A 17,745-nucleotide genomic window follows, 5' to 3' on the forward strand; every position below is an offset into this window, starting at 1 on the left:
TACAGAACTAAATCCTTTGCTTAAATTAATTGTCTAACTTTTTGGGGTCAGTACATAACTTGGAGGTGTTTTTATTTAATTCTCATTTACGGGGGAAGTGCCTCTTCTAAGTGCTCATTCCTTTATTTTTGAACATCCTCTTTATAATCACAATTACTACATGCAATTTGTTTTCCACCGCGATCTTTTTTCTCAACTAAGTAGTGGTCACATTTTGGACAATTACGTCCTACTGGTTTATCCCATGAAACGAATTCACATTCAGGATAACGATCACAACCATAGAAGATACGATTTTTCTTTGATTTACGTTCAATCACTTTGCCTTTACCACAAGTTGGACATGTAATCCCAATATCTTTAACGATGGCTTGTGTATGATGGCATTCTGGGAAATTACTACAAGCGTAGAATTTACCAAAGCGACCTAATTTAATTACCATCGGATGTCCACATTTTTCACAGTTGAATCCAGCTGGTTCATCTTTAATCTGAACTTTCTCGATTTCTACTTCCGCTTTATCCACTTCAACCTTGAATGGTTGGTAAAACTTATCGATAACTTGTACCCACTCTTCTTTCCCTTCTTCAACAAGGTCGAGATTATCTTCCATTGAAGCAGTGAAATGAGTATCCACAATATTTGGGAAGTATTGTTCGATAATTTGATGAACGACACATCCAAGCTCTGTTGGTTCAAAACGCTTAGAAACTAATTTAACGTAGTAACGTTTTTGGATTGTTTCGATTGTTGGTGCATATGTTGATGGACGGCCAACACCGATTTCTTCTAATGTTTTAATTAAAGTAGCTTCCGAATAACGTGCAGGCGGTTGTGTGAAATGTTGTTCAGGATTTAATTTTGCTAATTGAACTTCATCCCCAACTTGCATCTCTGGAAGTACGTTTCCTTTTTTGGCTTCTGCATTATCCTGATATACCTTTTGATAACCAGCAAATTTAATTGTAGAACCATTTGCCTTAAACACATGATTGTTCTGTTCTAAGTCTACTTGTACAGTGTCATAGATAGCAGCAGTCATTTGACTAGCAACAAATCGAGACCAAATTAAGGTGTACAATTTTAATTGATCTTTCGTTAAATAACTTGCGATTGAATCCGGTGTACGTAAAACAGATGAAGGACGAATCGCTTCATGCGCATCTTGAGCTCCCTCAGCGTTCTTTACAGCTCGTTTACTTGCTAGGCAGTACTCTTTACCAAACTCTTTCTCAATGAACTCAGAAGCCTCATTTTGGGCAGATGCTGAGATTCGAGTTGAGTCTGTACGCATATACGTAATCAAACCGACTGAACCACTACGACCAAGAGATACCCCTTCATAAAGTTGTTGAGCTACCATCATCGTTTTTCGCGTTCTAAAGTTTAAGCGGTTTGACGCATCTTGTTGTAAACTACTTGTTGTAAATGGAGCTGCAGGATTACGTCTACGTTCTTTCTTCGTTACTTTAGTAACTTTGAATGGTTTCTTCTCAGAAAGTTCGTCCATTACTGATTTTACAGTCGCTTCTTTATCTAAAAACGCTTTCTCAGCAGTTGTACCATAATAATTTGCTGTGAAAGATTTCTTTTCTTTTTTGAATTGTCCTTCAAGAGTCCAATATTCTTCTGGAACGAATGCTTTAATTTCGTTTTCGCGATCAATAATTAATTTTACAGCGATACTTTGAACACGACCAGCACTCAATCCTTTTTTCACTTTCTTCCATAAAATAGGAGATAAAGTGTAACCCACAAGGCGGTCTAAAATACGACGTGCTTGTTGTGCGTCAACTAAATCCATATCAATCGTTCTAGGGTTCTTAAAGGCTTCTTTAATTGCATCTTTTGTAATCTCATTAAACTCTACACGAATAGGTTCGTTTAAATCAAGTCCTAGTAAATGCGCTAGATGCCAAGAAATAGCCTCTCCTTCTCTATCCGGGTCACTTGCAAGATAAACTGCATCTGCTTTAGCTGCTTCCTTTTTAAGAGATTTAATTAAATCGCCCTTCCCTCGAATGGAAATATAATGAGGTTCATAATTATTTTCAATATCTACACCCATTTTGCTCTTAGGTAAATCTCTTAAGTGACCTTTACTTGCGACCACTTTAAAATTTTTTCCCAAATAGCGTTCAATGGTTTTAGCTTTTGTAGGAGACTCTACAATTACTAAGTTTTGCTTCACCATTAAATGGCTCCTTCCATCATTACTCTGTCTAATATTAAAATATCAGGCAAAAAGCCTGTATTTAGCGAGATTGTTTAAATTGTCTTTTGTCATCATATCTAAACACATTCTTTTTGTCAAGGCAATAAAATATCTCTTATAGTATTTTTATGGAAAGTAATGTAAATTTTTATCAATGGTTTCAGCACTAGAAACTAAACAAGCTCCAGCTTCAATAAGTTGATTAGTTCCTTTTGAATGAGATGAAAAAATACTTCCAGGAATAGCAAATACTTCTCTATTTTCACTTAAAGCGATATTAGCAGTAATTAGACTTCCACTTTTTTCTTTAGCTTCTATCACACAAACACCATGGCTTAATCCTGCTATGATGCGATTTCGATAAGGAAAATGAAACTTCAAAGGTCGACTTCCTAAAGGGTATTCAGAAATAATAAGCCCTTTTTTCTCTATTTCTTTATAGAGATTGGCATTTTCAAGTGGATATATCACATCTAATCCACTACCTATAACCGCTATTGTTTTTCCATTATCCTGCAAACATTCAAGGTGAGCTAAAGAATCCACACCTTTAGCTAAACCGCTGATAATTCCGATTTTTTTTTGGACTAAATCCTGTACAATGGTTTTCGTACATTGTTTTGCATAATTCGAATGTTCTCTAGAACCTACTAAAGCGACTAATCGTTCATTAAACAAGGACAAATCTCCTTTATAGAAAAGAACAATTGGAGGTAAATAAATTTCTTTTAATCGTCTTGGATAAACAGCATCCAAAATGGTCAATATTTTTACCTTTTCAGCCTTCATTATTTCAAAAGATGCTACCCAATCAAATGTCTCTAACCATTTAGAAGTTTCTTCGGGTAAGCTGGATTTTACATCCCCTAAAACAAATGGATGATTTAAGGAAACCTCATCATTCAATTTTTGAAACAATTCATAAAACTGTTTACTATTTAAAGTTTCACTAATCGCTATTCCAATTAATAGTTTCCTTTTTGTTAATAACATAAATAAACTCCTTCCGGTAAATAGTTTTCAAAACTATTTACGAGAAAGAGTTTATTTTTGGAACTTTATTGTTGATATTCTTTTACAGGTGCAAATGTCATACGATGTATTGGCGTCGGACCTAATTTCTCAAGACCTTCTATGTGTGCTTTTGTACCATATCCTGCATTTTGAGCAAATCCATATCCTGGATACAGTTGTTCGTAATCCTTCATCATTTGATCCCTTACCTCTTTAGCAACAATACTTGCTGCAGCTATTGAGATGCTCTTTGCGTCCCCTTTAATAATACCTTCTTCTGGAATTCCTGTATCCAATTTCATCGCATCAATTAATAAATAATCTGGCTTTTCAGGCAACAATTCAATCGCTCGCTTCATCGCCACTTTACTAGCTTCGTAAATGTTAATTTTATCAATCGTAAATGCATCAACAATACCGATACCAATAGCAACAGCTTGCTCTTTAATCATTTCGAAGATTTCTTCGCGTTTTTTCGCGCTCAACTTCTTAGAATCATCGAGACCAATATCTTCCATGCCTTCAGGAAGAATGACAGCAGCTGCTACCACTGGACCAGCGAGTGGGCCGCGACCCACTTCATCAATTCCCGCAATCATTCGGTAGCCTTTTTGTTTGGCTGCACGTTCAAAGCTTTGCATTTCCTCAAAGTGAGCAGTACGTTCTGCTTTTTTGGCGTATTGACGTTCAAACTTTGCGATTAAATCTTGAACTCCTTTACGCTCGTCGCCTCGAAGTTCTGTTAAACGCTCATCCGACAACGTTTGAATTTCTTCAAGAATCAATTTAATTTCTTTGATGGAATGTTTTTCCATTATGCTTCCTCCGTTACCGACACAGGCGCTTGGTCTAATGTATAACGACCCAGTTTTCCTGAACGAATATCAAACACAATTCGTTCACTTGCCTTCTCATAGTCTTCTTTAAAGCCTAAGTTCTTTGTAATTAACATTAATAAATCAACATTTGAAAGTTCTAAATCGCTATCTATTAAACGATAAGCTTTCTTTAAATACTCTGGATAATCTAATTTAAACTGACCAAGTGCAAAAAGTGCAATATCATCCATATGAAGGAGCGCATCTTTAATCGCTCCCGTAAGAGCTAATTTATTCCCAACTTCTTCACTTTCAAACTTCGGCCATAGAATTCCAGGTGTATCTAATAACTCAAAGTCATTTCCGATTTTTAACCATCGTTGTCCCTTTGTAACCCCTGGACGGTTTGCTGTTTCTGCTTGGTTTTTATTAATCATACGGTTAATAAAAGTTGATTTGCCAACATTTGGAATTCCAAGAACCATTAAGCGAATCGGTCTAGGGCGAATTCCTTTTTCTAAATTTTTTTCAAATATAGGTGCAATTAATTCTTTAATCGCTGCCTTTACTTGTTTAATCCCTTTTCCATCTTTTGCTTCTGTTGAAAGTACTTTGATTCCTTGTCTTGTGAAATAGTCATTCCAGCGTTTCGTTTGAGATGGATCTGCCAAATCAACTTTATTTAATAAGATTAATTGCTTCTTCTGTCCTTTAATTTCTTCGATAATAGGATTGCGACTTGATTCTGGAATACGAGCATCCACCATTTCAATCACGACATCGACTAATTTCAATTTTTCAGTTGCTTCCCTACGCGCTTTGGCCATATGCCCCGGGAACCATTGGATTGTTGCCATACGTTTTGAATCCTTTCTATATTACATTCACAAAAACATTCTTATAGAACCAACGAACATTATACCATGTTTTAATCCTTTTTTCCGTTCTCTTCCTTATACATATAACAAAAAACTCAGTACAGTAGCAATTATTCATTACCGATGTACTGAGATAGTAGTCGTTTGCTAAGAAAAAATCATTTCTAGTTAATTACTTCATAAATACTTTCCGTATTCCAACGAAGTTTTGGTTTAATGTCTTCATCTCTATAACCAAACGCACACATGACGGATACTCCAAATTCTGAGGTATCTAGAATGCCTTTTTCTTCTAAATAAACTTCAACTTTAGCTTTATCGAATCCTTCAATCGGGCATGAATCCATCCCCATTAGAGTGGCTGCATTCATCATATTGGCCATTTGAATATATGTTTGTTTACTAGCCCAATCAAACAGGGAACGTTCATCGTTTAGCTGTGCATCACTTTCTTGGAAGCTCTTGATTCGATGCGCATAAGCAGATTCTGAATCGTAACTTCTATGTCTTACCTCTTGCATTAATTTTTCTATATAAGCTGTTTCATAGTTTACACCTTTACGAGCTAGATAAATCACAAAATGACTTGCTCCATCGAGCATTGAAATGGCACCCCATGCCATGGGTTTTAAATCTTGTTTCATTGCTTCATTATTTAATAAAAGCATCTTCCAAGGTTCAAATCCTAATGAAGAAGGGGCTAATCTACCAACTTCCACTAGAGCTGCCCAATCTTCATCAGAAATGTGACGTGTCGAATCAAATTTTTTTGTGGCATAACGTTGATGTTGCAAAGCAATAACTTCTTCTCTATTCATACTGGTGAACTCCTTTATCTTTATTATTACTGAATCTTCGAAAAATCATTGTGTACAAAAGATTGATTCTTACGAATTAAATTTATCAGCCTAAAATCAAAATAGCAATTTCCTCACATGAATCCTTTTACTAATCAAATTTGATTGTAAAAAAATGAGACTGATATAGACCAGTCTCATCATAACTATTGCGGATTATTATCTGAAGATTTAAATTTGACCTTTTTAATTTTAAAGTCAATATGTCTTTCTCTGATGGTTGATTCGATATCATCAATTAGGATTCTCTTATCATTCTCTATCTGAATATTGATTTCGTATTTTCCACCAATATCTTTTACATCCACATTTGCGATTTGATATTGTTTTAAATTACAGTATTCATAAATATCGTGAACAAGAGAAATATCTCCAACAGTTCCATTAATACTTGCCTGATAAATTTGTTGCTGTTTTGTAAAATCGTGAGTTAACCATTGAATTAACATAACAAAAATACTACAAACAATACCAAAAAACCAAAATCCTCCACCAATGGCCATTCCAATCCCTGAAGTAGCCCAAATACCAGCAGCTGTTGTTAAACCACTTATTTTTTTATCCCTCATAAATATGATACCACCACCAATGAAGGAAATCCCACTTACTATTTGAGCAGCCACACGTGAAGTATCGTAATCTGGAGTGTCCAAAAAAGCTTCTTTAGAAATAATCATCATTAAAGCAGAAGTAAGACAAACAATGACGTGCGTCTTTACTCCGGCTTGTTTATTCCTTGCTTTTCTTTCATAACCAATTAATAAACCACAAATACAAGCTAAAATAAGTGATGTAAAATGTCGTAATTCAAGCATTGCATCAAATGACCGTATAAACACTTGATCCATATCTGTCCTCCCTAAAAACGTGTATTCCTATTTTACGTTTGTTTAATAGGAAAGTCAAATTTTATGAAATCGTTTACCGGAATAAGAAAAAGAGGTTTTAAGCGCAAAAAATCAGAAAGTAAGGATTCACGAATCAATCTTCCTAATTTTTTTATAGATAATTTTTCTCGATAAAATCATATTTTGTAAGAAAAACACTCTAACAACTACTCTTCTTTTGCCAACATGTAGCATAAGAATTATATACTTCTCTTCATATCAATAAGTTCTCTTTAAATACGTTTTCTTACTTCTCTATCTTCTACTATCCTTTGCCAAGTATTCATTAATTTCAGAATAAAATTCTAGATAATATAGTTCTTTTAATAAATTTAACAACTATTTAGTTTATTACAATTCAATATTTTTATTTGCAATCTTCTTTTTGAAATAGTTATCGTGTTCAACAAATATAAGAGTTATACCATTATCCAGTATTACTTTCTCAATTTGCTCTCTAGATATTACGTCGATATAATTCATAGGTTCATCCCATATATACAAATGAGCTTTCGTAGCTAAGCTTATTGATAATAACAATTTCTTTTTTTGGCCATCACTGTAAGACTCGATATCACTTTCTAACAGATCTTTCGAAATATTTAGTTTTGATAATAGAGTTCTACAGAGTGTTTCATCAATTTCTTTTGAACGAATGTATTCTTTAAAACTTCCTTTTAAATTTTTTATCTCTTGAGGAACATAGGAAATTTTTAAATCATTTGGCTTTAAAATCATAGTGGGATCAATTTCTAGTTTACCAATCAAACATTTGAACAATGTACTTTTTCCTGAGCCATTTGCTCCATTAATCGATATTCTATCCCCTCTTCTTACCACAAAAGAAAGATCTTGAAAAATTTTTTTATCTCCATAATTAAAAGAAAGATGATTCACTTTTATGAATTCCTTCTTAGGATAAGTCAATGGGTGCAAAAACAAGTTTTCCTGAATCTCTATATCTTTTAGTAGTCGTTCTTTCTCTTCAATTAGTTTTTCTTGCCGTTTTATAAGATTCTTTGATTTTTTCATCATTTTTGCGGATTGATGTCCAATATATCCCTTATCTGGTTTAATTCCCGATATTTTATGCCCATTTTTTGTGTTTTCAATCCGATCGGACCATTGTTTAGTTTCCTTCGAAGCATCCTTTAATCGGCTAATTTCTTTCATTAATTTTTGATTTTCATTAAATTCTAGTTGATTTTTTTGGAGTTTATTTTGATACCAAGTACTGTAATTCCCACTTTGGATTTCTATACTATTGCGATTAATGGACAATACATGATCGATACATCCATCTAAAAATTCACGATCGTGTGAAATAACCATAAATCCCTGTCTTTTTTGCCGAAGATATTCGCTAACAACCTTTCTTCCTAAGGAATCAAGATGATTCGTGGGTTCATCAATTAATACAAAAGCATCTTCCTTCGTAAACAGAATTCCAAGAAGAACTTTCATACGTTCTCCAGGAGATAATAAAGATAAAGGCTGATCCAAAACGCTGAAATCTAAACCTAAAAGACTAAGCTCTCTTATAAATTTCCATTCTTCTTCTGTGCTATTTTGTCTATATATTTCCAAGCACGTTAAATCATGATTTTTAATTGTTGGAGGAAAATAAAAGCATGTAGTGCTATTTGTAATGACACCTGTATATTCTAATTCCTTCGTTATCATTTTTAATAAGGTTGTTTTCCCGATTCCATTTCTACCAATCAACCCTATCTTCCAATTTGTATCAAAAGATAAATTTATCTGATTAAAAATAGGTTTTAGACTACCATAGTAAGAAAACGAAACATTCTTTAAAGAAATATCAGTCATGAACCCACCTCCTCAATTCTAATTTTACCATATTCGTGTAAAGACACAAAAAGGTGATTACGATATCCGTAATCACCTTTTTATTAATGATATAAATTTGAGTAATCTTTAAGACCACCGATCCTGTTTAGAGGCCATACTGTAAATACAGCTTTTCCTTCAATTGAAGCCTGATCGATAAATCCAATCATGCGACTATCCTTTGAAACTCCTCTGTTATCTCCCATTACGAAGTATTTTCCTTCTGGAACTTTTTCTTCTCCAGTCAGTTGTTTTAATGTGAAATCATCAATATAGACAGTCTTTTTATCATTATTCGAATTGATAAACGGCTGTTCTACCTGTTTCCCATTAATGTAAAGGACTCCTCCTTTAACTTCAACAGTGTCTCCAGGCATCCCTATCACTCGTTTAATATACTCTTTATCTTCATCAGGTGCTTTCAAAATAACAACATCAAAACGATTAATACCACCAAGTTTTGACATAATCATATGATCTCCATTATGAAGAGTAGGATACATCGATTGCCCACTAACCGTAAATGGTCTTCCTACAAAAACGTATAAAAGAAACATAATAGTTGCTGCAACAATTATTGACCAAATCCAACTCACAATTTCCTCGATGATTGGATGAAGTTTTTTCTTTTGTTTACTCTTATCTTTTCGAGACTGAAGACGTTCTTCAATAGATGATAGGCTTGAATTTTCTAGTTGATTCTCTTCGTTCATTCCTATCCTCCTTATTGTAATGCTTTCACCGCAGCTTTATATTGTGTATCGTTTTTCTTCAATTCTTCGCGAATTGCAGTCATTAAAGCTGATCCCGTTTGTTCATTCACTTCACCAGTTTCTGAGATTCCTTTTGATTTTTGGAACTGTTTTACTGCTTCAGTTGTTTTAGAATCAAAATATCCATCTGCTTTTACATCATATCCTAAACCTTTTAAGATTGTTTCAATGGTTTTAACATTATCAGATACAGAACCTTCTTTCACGACTTCACGAGTATCCACAATTGTAATGTTGTAGTATTCAGGCATTGATACTGCTTCGGTTGGTTCAATTCCTGTTTTGTGAATCCAAGTTTCATTTGGAGTTAACCATTTAGCAGTTGTATATTTTAGCTCTGCGTTTTTAGAAACATCAACTACAGACTGTACGGTTCCTTTTCCATATGTTTTAGAACCAATTAATTTTGCATTTGCAGATTCTTTAAGGGCTCCAGCTAAAATTTCAGATGCAGAAGCACTTCCTTCGTTCACAAGAAGCACATAAGGTTCTGTGATTTTAAAGGTACCATATTCTTTAGAAGCTTTATAGGCCGTAATTTTACCATTTCTATCTTCAATATTTAAAATAGTCTTGCCTTCTTCTACAAACATATTACTAATCGCTAATGCTTGGTCTAACAATCCACCTGGATTATAGCGCACATCAAAGATGAATTTCTTCACGCCTTTTTGACGTAAATCAGTCACAGCATTTTCAACTTCTTGAGCTGTATTTTTTGCAAACGAATTAATTTTTACATGACCAATTGTAGGATCTGTTTCATCTACAGTGCCCTTTACAGTCTCAATGGAAATTTTCGCTCTAGTGATTTTTACTTCTAATTCTTGACTTCCACGTTGAATGGTTAAAGTGACATCTGTTCCAACTTCTCCACGGACTTTGGATACTACATAAGAAATACTCTTTCCTTCCATATCCTCACCATCTACTTTAAGAATCACATCATTTTCTTGTAATCCTATTTTTTGAGAAGGTGTTCCTTCACGTGTATTACTGATAATCACTTTATTATTTTCAGATCTTAATTCCGCACCGATTCCTCCGAAAGAACCCGTTAGTGTTTCGTCTATCGCCGCTGTTTCTTCATTCACCAAGTAGGTTGTATACGGATCTCCAGCTGCATCACTCATTCCTTTTAAGGCTCCATTAATAAGATTTTCTTTGGAGATATTTTTATCCACATAATCGTTCATCAAAGTTTTATAGACTAATTCTATTTTACTTAAATCTTCGTTAGAGAGCACACCACTATTTGAATTTCCATTGGTAGTTTGCGTAGATTGCGTAGTTGGCGCTTGGGATTGTGGTGAAACTGTAAGAGTTGTGCCAAAGTAAGTTAAAGCAGCAGTGATTAGTACAGCCAGTATTAAAATCCAAACGGAAACTTTTTTTGACTCAAATCCTGTTTGAACAGCTCCTTGAGGTTTTGGATTATTTCCCATTCGGGTTCCTTCTTTCTATTAAAATTTTATGCACGAACTGTTTCTAACGCGATTTCCATCATGTCGTTAAATGTTTGTTCACGTTCTTGTGCAGTTGTTTCTTCACCTGTTAACAGATGATCACTAATGGTAAGAATTGCTAAAGCTTCTTTCTTATGTTGTGCTGCTAATGCATATAGTCCAGCAGCCTCCATTTCAACACATAGCATTCCATAATCCATTAATTTTTTCTTATCTAATTCTGCATTATAGAAGCGATCTGATGATAGTACGTTTCCAACGTGTACACCTACACCACGATCTTTCGCAAGATGATATGCTTTATCTAATAAATTAAAGCTTGCAATTGGAGCGAACGTTACTTGGTTATGAAAAATGTTGTTGAAGATTGATGAATCTGTAGTAGCTCCTTGAGCTAATACAATATCACGAACTTTAACATTCTCTTGCATACCACCCGCAGAACCAATACGGATGATGCGTTCTGCACCAAATTCAGTATATAATTCATTTGCATAAATCATAATTGAAGGAATTCCCATTCCACTTCCTTGAACAGAAACACGTTGTCCTTTATAAAGTCCTGTATATCCAAACATATTACGAACCGCATTATATTGTTCTACTTCAGTTAAATAATGCTCAGCAATATATTTCGCACGTAATGGATCTCCTGGCATTAAAACTGATTCGGCAACTTGTCCTTTTTTCGCATTAATATGAACACTCATTGTTAAATCTCCTTTTCTGGGAACCCCCAATACTTATATATCCACTATTTTACTATAAAATGGAATTAATGAAAACTTAAAAACGCACCTTTAAGGCTTTCTTAACAACGAATGTACATTAAGTTTACAAAAAAGTCCTAAAAAGTCTGTTGGACAAATAACGATTTGCCTTCTATAATAAGATGTATTGAAAGGAGCGTGTTTCTATGAAAGAATCAACTCTCAAAAAAGAACGAAAAGTCCAATCGATTAAGTCAGAAATTATCGGTGAAGTCCTTAATGCTCTCACTCACGGTATTGGTGTGGCATTAGCCATTACTGCACTTGTACTTCTCTTAATGAAGGCTGTAGCCGTTAATAATACTACGCAAATCATCGCATTCAGTGTATATGGCGCCTCACTGATTGTATTATTTTTAGCATCAACGCTCTATCACAGTTTTAAATTTACAAAAGCAGCAAAAGTATTTCAACGAATTGATCACTCTTCGATTTACTTATTAATCGCTGGAACCTATACCCCATTCTGTTTAATCGGAATTGGCGGTCAAGAAGGTTTAATGTTTTGTATTGCTATTTGGATTTTTGCAGTTGGTGGTGTCATCATCGAAGCTTTCTTTTTAGAGAAATTCTCTAAAATTTCAGTTTTTCTTTACCTAGCAATGGGATGGGTTTCCATTTTTACCTTGAAGCCATTATACGAAAGCATGGGTTGGGGAGGAATTCTCTATCTCTTCTTAGGAGGATTAAGTTACTCTCTCGGTACAATCTTCTACAAACGTAAATATCATAATTTTTATCATGTAATTTGGCATATTTTCGTTCTAGCAGGAGCTATCTTTATGTTCCTTGCAATCTTCAAATATTTATAAAGCAAAAAAATCTCTTAGATTTTATCTAAGAGATTTTTTCTTTTGCAATTAATTAGCATTGAATGTCATTTTTGCATGAACCAGTTTCAACATATTCCTTTAAGTTTTCAAAACTTGTTTCAACCATGTTTAATACTGCTTCATCTGTGTAACTACCCATATGAGGTGTTAATAACACACGTGGGTACATTTCAACTAATTTACGGATAGCTGGATTTGCGATTTCTTGACCACGTAAGTCTTTGAAGAATACTTCGCTTTCTCCTTCTAATACGTCTAAACCAACACCACGTAAGTGACCTGATTCTAACGCTTCAATGATAGCATCGATATCTTGTAATTCACCGCGAGCAGTGTTTACTAAGATTGCACCTGGTTTCATTTTGCTGATGAATTCTTTAGTGATTACTTTTCCGTTTGCAGGAATGTAAGGAGCATGAATTGAAATCACGTCTGATTTTGCTAATAACTCATCTAATGAAACTTGAGTACAGATATGATCAACACCTTCTTTAGGGAAAGCATCATAAGCTAATACATTTGCACCTAAACCTTTGAATAATGTAGCTGTTGTTAAACCGATGCGTCCGATACCGACAACCCCAACAGTACAATTACGGATTTCTTTAGCAAACATTTGAGTGTCTACAGTGAAATCTTGTTGGCTAGTTTTTGCTGCAGTGTAAGCAACGTTACGTAATAATGTCATTGCTAAAGTAACTGCTAATTCACTAATTGCGTTTGGAGAATAGAAAGGAACGTAACCTAATTTCATTCCTAATGATTTTGCGTATTCAGCATCGATGTGGTTTACACCCACAGTACGAGTTAATACGTACTCTACTCCTAATTCTTTGTAGATATCTAAAGTTTCTTTGTTTGCCCAGCAGTTACCACGTAAGATAACAGCTTTAAAACCTTCTGCTTTACGAGCACTTTCTTCAGAATTTAAGTATTCTGGAATACATGTTAATTCGTATCCGAATTTCTTGTTTACTTGTTCGAAAATTGGTAATTCAACTTCACGAACCCCATATGCTAAAACTTTCATTTTACATCCTCCGTTTTATATAAATTGAAAAGTAGACCGAGAATCGATCTACTTTTATAGTTTATCCTATCCAGGGAAAATAACAGATCCAGCAACAATCCAGAAGATGATTGCGAATACTGCTAATACAGTTCCTAGTAATGAAGCATTACTTGCAAGTGCTGCTTCTTTATCATATTTGATAGCGTATGCCACAGCAACTGTTGCTGGTGGTGTCGCTAGCATAATAAGAATCCCTTTTGAAGCTTCAGGGCTCATTGGTAAGAATGGGCTAACTGCAAAGATTACTGCAACGAAAACAGCAGGAACTAAAATTAATTTAACAATGCTGTAGAACCAAACCATCTTATCTTTAACGGCTTCACCTAAAGAAATGTTTCCTAAAGTGATACCGATTGCTAACCAAGCAAGTGGTGAGCTTAAATCAGCTAAGTAAGTAAGAGCTTTGAATAACCATGGAGCTGTCTTATCAATACGTAAGAAAGCATACATCATTTCTTTTGTTTCTTCACCGACTTTAACTTGAACTGCTACTTGTGGTAAAGAAGCTTGGAAAATCCATATTAATAATCCAGCAAATGTCGCGATAACAATAATGTTACCGAAAATCATTTTTAAGTTTTTCTTTTCGAATTTTAATCCGCTCATACGAATTAATCCGTAAGAATATAAAAATACACGATACGCTAGGTTGAAGATGTTGGCATATAAAGTACCAGTTGCCCCTAACAATCCATTAATAATTGGAATTCCAAAGAAAGTTGTTGAACCGAATGTTGTTAATACTGATAAAGTAGTTTTACGGTCACCTTTCTCCTTAATAAAGAATAATTCTCCTAAAAGAATTAAAATTACATAAGCGATAAAACCAAAAATAAATACGTTTAAACCAGTTGTGAATGTTTTGTCGTTAATGTCAACCATGAAGGCTTTGAACGCTAACGCTGGAATCGCAACTGATAATAAAACGTTAGATAAGACTTTACCACTGTTTGCATCAACAATATTTTTCTTACGGATGAAATAACCCACTAAGATAATTGAAATTGTTGAGAAAATAGCAGACACAAATGTTGGTGCTGTTAAGATCTTAACGATATTTTCCATTGGATAGATATCCCCTTTTCTTTTATTTTTTGTGCATTTGAAATGCCATAAGATATAATAACACATTCTTTAAGAAATGTTTAACAAAACCACTCGTTTTCATCAAATTTCATTCTGATTTTCATCAATCAAAAATGATTGGAAAACGTTATTTCCAAAAAATTTTCCTTGATGCGTCAAAACATAACCTTCAGGAGTTGTTGTAATGAGCTTTTCTTCCAACAATTCGTTTATTATTTCTCCATAAATTTTTCCCATTGAAATTCCAAATCTTTCCAAAAATTCTTTCTTTGACACACCAGAAAACTTTCTTAAACCTAAAAACATATATTCTTCAATCAGCTGCTTATTAGACAGTCTCGTTTCTGAGAAGATGGGAGGTTTCTTCTCTCTCAAAGGAGCAAGATAATGTTGAATGGGACCATTATTCTGGTATCGGACACCGTTCACATACCCATGCGCTCCAGCACCAAACGCAAAGTACTCATCTGCATTCCAATAATGGAGATTATGTCTCGATTCATATCCAGGAAGTGCATAATTACTAATCTCGTAATGATGTCTGCCAAATTCTTCCATCGTTTTCATTGCAAGTTCAAACATATCTGCTTCTTCATCCTGCGTCGGTAACGGAAGTTTTCCTTGTCTCATCAAATTATAGAAGACCGTCTTCTGCTCTAGAATGAGAGAATAGATTGAATAATGAGGTAAATTCAATGACATCGCTAATTCTAAACTATGTTGAAAATCTTCTATGGTTTGTTTTGGAAGTCTAAAAATTAAATCAATACTCATATTTTTAAAACCGACATTTCTGGCATTTTCAATCGTTCGGATAGCTGTTTCTTTTGTATGTTTACGACCAATGGCTTTCAGTAAATTATTATTAAAGGTTTGAACACCCATACTGAGACGATTCACACCTCCCTGTTTCATCACTGAAAGCAGTTCAGGACTACCATCGTCAGGATTCAATTCCATCGAAAATTCTGCATCTTTTTGAAGTGGTAAATTTTGATGGATTCCATCCAATAATCTCTCCATTTGTTGTGGATTTAAAGAAGAGGGTGTCCCCCCTCCCACATATAACGTTTCAAGCGGTTCGATTTTATATTTTTCCCCAGTTAGTTCCATTTCACGAATCAACAACTCAATATACTCATCGACTGGTTGCCCTTCGATAAATACTTTGTTGAAGTCGCAGTAGTAACAAATATGCGAACAAAAAGGGATATGAATATATGCAGCTTTTGGTGACATTATTCATCTCCCTCCTTTCTAAAAAATAGCTCCCTCTTGAACCTTAATATCTTCATCATATAAATAATCACGGATTATCTCAATCGCAATTTGTAAAGCTTTCGTGCTCTTCTCAAGAGGTAGAGACGGTTTATCCGTCGTTTGCTCTGGAATAAACGGAATATGCATAAATCCTGCTTTAAATGGCTTATCAGCCTTTGTCGCAGCAAATAACGCTTGGTACATAATGTGGTTACATACGAATGTTCCAGCAGTATTTGAAACTTCCGCTAGAATTCCCCCTTCACGAATCGCTTGTACGATTCGTTTAATAGGTAAAGTTGTAAAGTACGCTGCTTCTCCATCACGTTGAATCACTTCATCGATTGGTTGTTGCGAGCTATTATCTGGAATTCTCGCATCATCTACGTTAATCGCAATACGCTCCATTGTAATCCCAGACCTTCCGCCTGCTTGACCAACGCTTAATACTGCATCTGGTTTCACTTCATTAATAGCTTCATTCAAACGCTTTGCTGATTCCTTAAACACAGTCGGTAATTCTAAACGAATCAGTTCTACGCCTTCAACTTCGGGAAGAGCCTTCACGCATTCAATCGATGGATTAATCTTTTCCCCTCCAAAAGGGTCAAATCCTGTCACAATAATTTTCATAACATCCCTCTATTTCGGTTTATTATTTCTTAACGCTTTAACCTTTAATGGGTCAGGCGTAATATACGTGTTTTGCTGGCCTTCATATACTACAAATCCCGGTTTAGCGCCATTTGGTTTGCGAATTTTCGATACTTGAACATAATCCACAGGTACCGTTCCAGAAAGACGATATTTTGAGTAATATGCCGCGAGCATCGCTCCTTCACCAATCGTTTCTTCGGGTGGGTTGCTGGATTCGATTATGACGTGCGAACCAGGAATATTTTGCGCATGGAGCCATAAGTATTCTTTCTTCGCTTTTCTCAGTGTCAATTGGTCATTTTGTAAATTGTTACGTCCAACTAAGATTCGTGTGCCATCTGTTGCGTAAAACACATGAGGTTTTGCACTTTCTTGTTTCTTAATCCCTTTTCTCAAAGCAGAACGTTTTAAGTAGCCACTTTCAACAAGTTCTTCTCGAATCGCTTCTAAGTTGAATACATCCGCTTCTTCAATTTGGTAAATAACACTCTCTAAGTAATCCATCTCATTTTTTGTTGCTTCTTGTTGCTCATGAATATGCGTTACTGCATTTCTAAGTTTTTGGTATTTTTTAAAATACGCTTGTGCATTTTGAGAAGCGGTTAGTAATGGATTTAATGGAATGGTTACTTCTTCGTAGTCTTGATAGAAGTTTTGAACGGTAACACTACTTGCACCTTTTTCAATTTGGTGTTGATACGTATTAATCAAGTCTCCATAAACACGATAATGATCCGCATCTTCTGTTCGTGCTAAATCTTCATCGAGTTTTACCATCTTCTCACGGTTCTTTCGAAGTTCAGATTTCAACATTTGCAATAGATGTCCTGCTAATTGCTGAATCTTCTCTTCTTGAATCTTCTGTACATAGTAAGCACTTAATAATTCAGAGAGGCTGTCGAAGCTTTGAGACTCACCAACCTTACTCATATAAGGAAATGGTAAGAAGTACGTCTTTCCATCCTCTGCCTTTGTAAGTGTAGGCTGAATCGCTGTATTTCCTTCTTCAAGATAGTGATGTAATGCTTCCGCTAAACTTTGGCCTCCTCTTTCACTACGTTCCACAATTTCATGAGCAGATTGCTTACTAATCCCTTGAAAGACATTCATTAATGTTCTTTCACCTGGTTCACCACTATAAGGATGGAGTAAACTATCTAATTCAAAGAGCGAGTATTCAAAAGGATTCTTCTTCTGCGTTTGAGGGGGCATTACATAGCTTGCACCTGGTTGTAAGGTACGATAACTGTTTTGACCAAGAGAGAGACGTTTCACACAATCGATAATCGTGTTATCTTCTTGATTCA

Annotated in this window: 16 protein-coding genes; 1 reads left to right on the plus strand and 15 read right to left on the minus strand. The window is 34.9% G+C overall.

Annotated features, from left to right (window positions below; all coding sequences use genetic code 11):
- Positions 1 to 122: 122 nt before the first annotated feature.
- From topA to deoD, 10 genes are all read right to left on the minus strand, one after another.
- Complete coding sequence (gene topA / locus Q0594_RS01040; RefSeq protein WP_298729149.1) at positions 123 to 2,195, minus strand: type I DNA topoisomerase; 2,073 nt, start codon at positions 2,193 to 2,195, stop codon at positions 123 to 125.
- A gap of 147 nt (positions 2,196 to 2,342) precedes the next feature.
- On the minus strand, positions 2,343 to 3,209 hold the full coding sequence (gene dprA, locus Q0594_RS01045; RefSeq protein WP_298729150.1) for a DNA-processing protein DprA: 867 nt from the start codon (positions 3,207 to 3,209) through the stop codon (positions 2,343 to 2,345).
- A 65-nt stretch (positions 3,210 to 3,274) separates the two neighbouring features.
- Positions 3,275 to 4,045: a ribonuclease HII gene (locus Q0594_RS01050; RefSeq protein ID WP_298729151.1), complete on the minus strand. Its 771-nt coding sequence runs from the start codon at positions 4,043 to 4,045 to the stop codon at positions 3,275 to 3,277.
- Positions 4,045 to 4,905: a ribosome biogenesis GTPase YlqF gene (ylqF, locus tag Q0594_RS01055; protein ID WP_298729152.1), complete on the minus strand. Its 861-nt coding sequence runs from the start codon at positions 4,903 to 4,905 to the stop codon at positions 4,045 to 4,047. The genes Q0594_RS01050 and ylqF overlap by 1 nt, the downstream gene beginning before the upstream one ends.
- A 185-nt stretch (positions 4,906 to 5,090) precedes the next feature.
- The gene (locus tag Q0594_RS01060) at positions 5,091 to 5,744 is read right to left on the minus strand and encodes an NAD(P)H-dependent oxidoreductase (RefSeq protein WP_298729153.1); all 654 of its coding nucleotides are present in this window, start codon (positions 5,742 to 5,744) and stop codon (positions 5,091 to 5,093) included.
- A gap of 185 nt (positions 5,745 to 5,929) precedes the next feature.
- Positions 5,930 to 6,631, minus strand: coding sequence for an MgtC/SapB family protein (locus Q0594_RS01065; protein WP_298729154.1), 702 nt, complete (start codon positions 6,629 to 6,631; stop codon positions 5,930 to 5,932).
- A gap of 390 nt (positions 6,632 to 7,021) precedes the next feature.
- The gene (abc-f, locus tag Q0594_RS01070; protein WP_298729155.1) at positions 7,022 to 8,500 is read right to left on the minus strand and encodes a ribosomal protection-like ABC-F family protein; all 1,479 of its coding nucleotides are present in this window, start codon (positions 8,498 to 8,500) and stop codon (positions 7,022 to 7,024) included.
- A gap of 83 nt (positions 8,501 to 8,583) precedes the next feature.
- Positions 8,584 to 9,234 (minus strand): signal peptidase I, encoded by a 651-nt coding sequence (gene lepB, locus Q0594_RS01075; RefSeq protein WP_298729156.1) that lies wholly within the window; start codon positions 9,232 to 9,234, stop codon positions 8,584 to 8,586.
- Between the two features lie 11 nt (positions 9,235 to 9,245).
- Positions 9,246 to 10,739 (minus strand): S41 family peptidase, encoded by a 1,494-nt coding sequence (locus Q0594_RS01080; protein WP_298729157.1) that lies wholly within the window; start codon positions 10,737 to 10,739, stop codon positions 9,246 to 9,248.
- Between the two features lie 26 nt (positions 10,740 to 10,765).
- Positions 10,766 to 11,470: a purine-nucleoside phosphorylase gene (deoD, locus tag Q0594_RS01085; protein ID WP_298729158.1), complete on the minus strand. Its 705-nt coding sequence runs from the start codon at positions 11,468 to 11,470 to the stop codon at positions 10,766 to 10,768.
- Between the two features lie 206 nt (positions 11,471 to 11,676).
- Here deoD and Q0594_RS01090 point away from each other — a divergent pair, with 206 nt between their 5' ends.
- Positions 11,677 to 12,342, plus strand: a complete 666-nt coding sequence (locus Q0594_RS01090; protein ID WP_298729159.1) for a hemolysin III family protein — start codon at positions 11,677 to 11,679, stop codon at positions 12,340 to 12,342.
- A gap of 52 nt (positions 12,343 to 12,394) precedes the next feature.
- On the opposite strand, the gene Q0594_RS01095 is transcribed toward Q0594_RS01090, so the two are convergent.
- From Q0594_RS01095 to Q0594_RS01115, 5 genes are all read right to left on the minus strand, one after another.
- The gene (locus Q0594_RS01095) at positions 12,395 to 13,393 is read right to left on the minus strand and encodes a 2-hydroxyacid dehydrogenase (RefSeq protein WP_298729160.1); all 999 of its coding nucleotides are present in this window, start codon (positions 13,391 to 13,393) and stop codon (positions 12,395 to 12,397) included.
- A gap of 66 nt (positions 13,394 to 13,459) precedes the next feature.
- Positions 13,460 to 14,500, minus strand: a complete 1,041-nt coding sequence (locus tag Q0594_RS01100) for an AEC family transporter (protein ID WP_298729161.1) — start codon at positions 14,498 to 14,500, stop codon at positions 13,460 to 13,462.
- 102 nt (positions 14,501 to 14,602) lie between these two features.
- Positions 14,603 to 15,760, minus strand: coding sequence for a radical SAM family heme chaperone HemW (gene hemW, locus Q0594_RS01105; RefSeq protein ID WP_298729162.1), 1,158 nt, complete (start codon positions 15,758 to 15,760; stop codon positions 14,603 to 14,605).
- 18 nt (positions 15,761 to 15,778) lie between these two features.
- Positions 15,779 to 16,414 (minus strand): pyroglutamyl-peptidase I, encoded by a 636-nt coding sequence (pcp, locus tag Q0594_RS01110; RefSeq protein ID WP_298729163.1) that lies wholly within the window; start codon positions 16,412 to 16,414, stop codon positions 15,779 to 15,781.
- A gap of 9 nt (positions 16,415 to 16,423) precedes the next feature.
- Positions 16,424 to 17,745: NFACT RNA binding domain-containing protein (locus Q0594_RS01115; RefSeq protein WP_298729164.1), on the minus strand; the 1,322-nt coding region annotated here is incomplete at its 5' end.

The sequence above is a fragment of the uncultured Granulicatella sp. genome (assembly GCF_938030755.1).
Taxonomy (GTDB): domain Bacteria; phylum Bacillota; class Bacilli; order Lactobacillales; family Aerococcaceae; genus Granulicatella.

Bases quoted from the DNA above. Each gene is read 5' to 3' on its own strand.
- Q0594_RS01100 (WP_298729161.1), bottom strand. From the start codon at position 14,500: ATGGAAAATATCGTTAAGATCTTAACAGCACCAACATTTGTGTCTGCT.
- Q0594_RS01095 (WP_298729160.1), bottom strand. From the start codon at position 13,393: ATGAAAGTTTTAGCATATGGGGTTCGTGAAGTTGAATTACCAATTTTC.
- Q0594_RS01090 (WP_298729159.1), top strand. From the start codon at position 11,677: ATGAAAGAATCAACTCTCAAAAAAGAACGAAAAGTCCAATCGATTAAG.
- pcp (WP_298729163.1), bottom strand. From the start codon at position 16,414: ATGAAAATTATTGTGACAGGATTTGACCCTTTTGGAGGGGAAAAGATT.
- Q0594_RS01065 (WP_298729154.1), bottom strand. From the start codon at position 6,631: ATGGATCAAGTGTTTATACGGTCATTTGATGCAATGCTTGAATTACGA.
- hemW (WP_298729162.1), bottom strand. From the start codon at position 15,760: ATGTCACCAAAAGCTGCATATATTCATATCCCTTTTTGTTCGCATATT.
- deoD (WP_298729158.1), bottom strand. From the start codon at position 11,470: ATGAGTGTTCATATTAATGCGAAAAAAGGACAAGTTGCCGAATCAGTT.
- topA (WP_298729149.1), bottom strand. From the start codon at position 2,195: ATGGTGAAGCAAAACTTAGTAATTGTAGAGTCTCCTACAAAAGCTAAA.
- abc-f (WP_298729155.1), bottom strand. From the start codon at position 8,500: ATGACTGATATTTCTTTAAAGAATGTTTCGTTTTCTTACTATGGTAGT.
- dprA (WP_298729150.1), bottom strand. From the start codon at position 3,209: ATGTTATTAACAAAAAGGAAACTATTAATTGGAATAGCGATTAGTGAA.
- ylqF (WP_298729152.1), bottom strand. From the start codon at position 4,905: ATGGCAACAATCCAATGGTTCCCGGGGCATATGGCCAAAGCGCGTAGG.
- Q0594_RS01080 (WP_298729157.1), bottom strand. From the start codon at position 10,739: ATGGGAAATAATCCAAAACCTCAAGGAGCTGTTCAAACAGGATTTGAG.
- Q0594_RS01060 (WP_298729153.1), bottom strand. From the start codon at position 5,744: ATGAATAGAGAAGAAGTTATTGCTTTGCAACATCAACGTTATGCCACA.
- Q0594_RS01050 (WP_298729151.1), bottom strand. From the start codon at position 4,045: ATGGAAAAACATTCCATCAAAGAAATTAAATTGATTCTTGAAGAAATT.
- lepB (WP_298729156.1), bottom strand. From the start codon at position 9,234: ATGAACGAAGAGAATCAACTAGAAAATTCAAGCCTATCATCTATTGAA.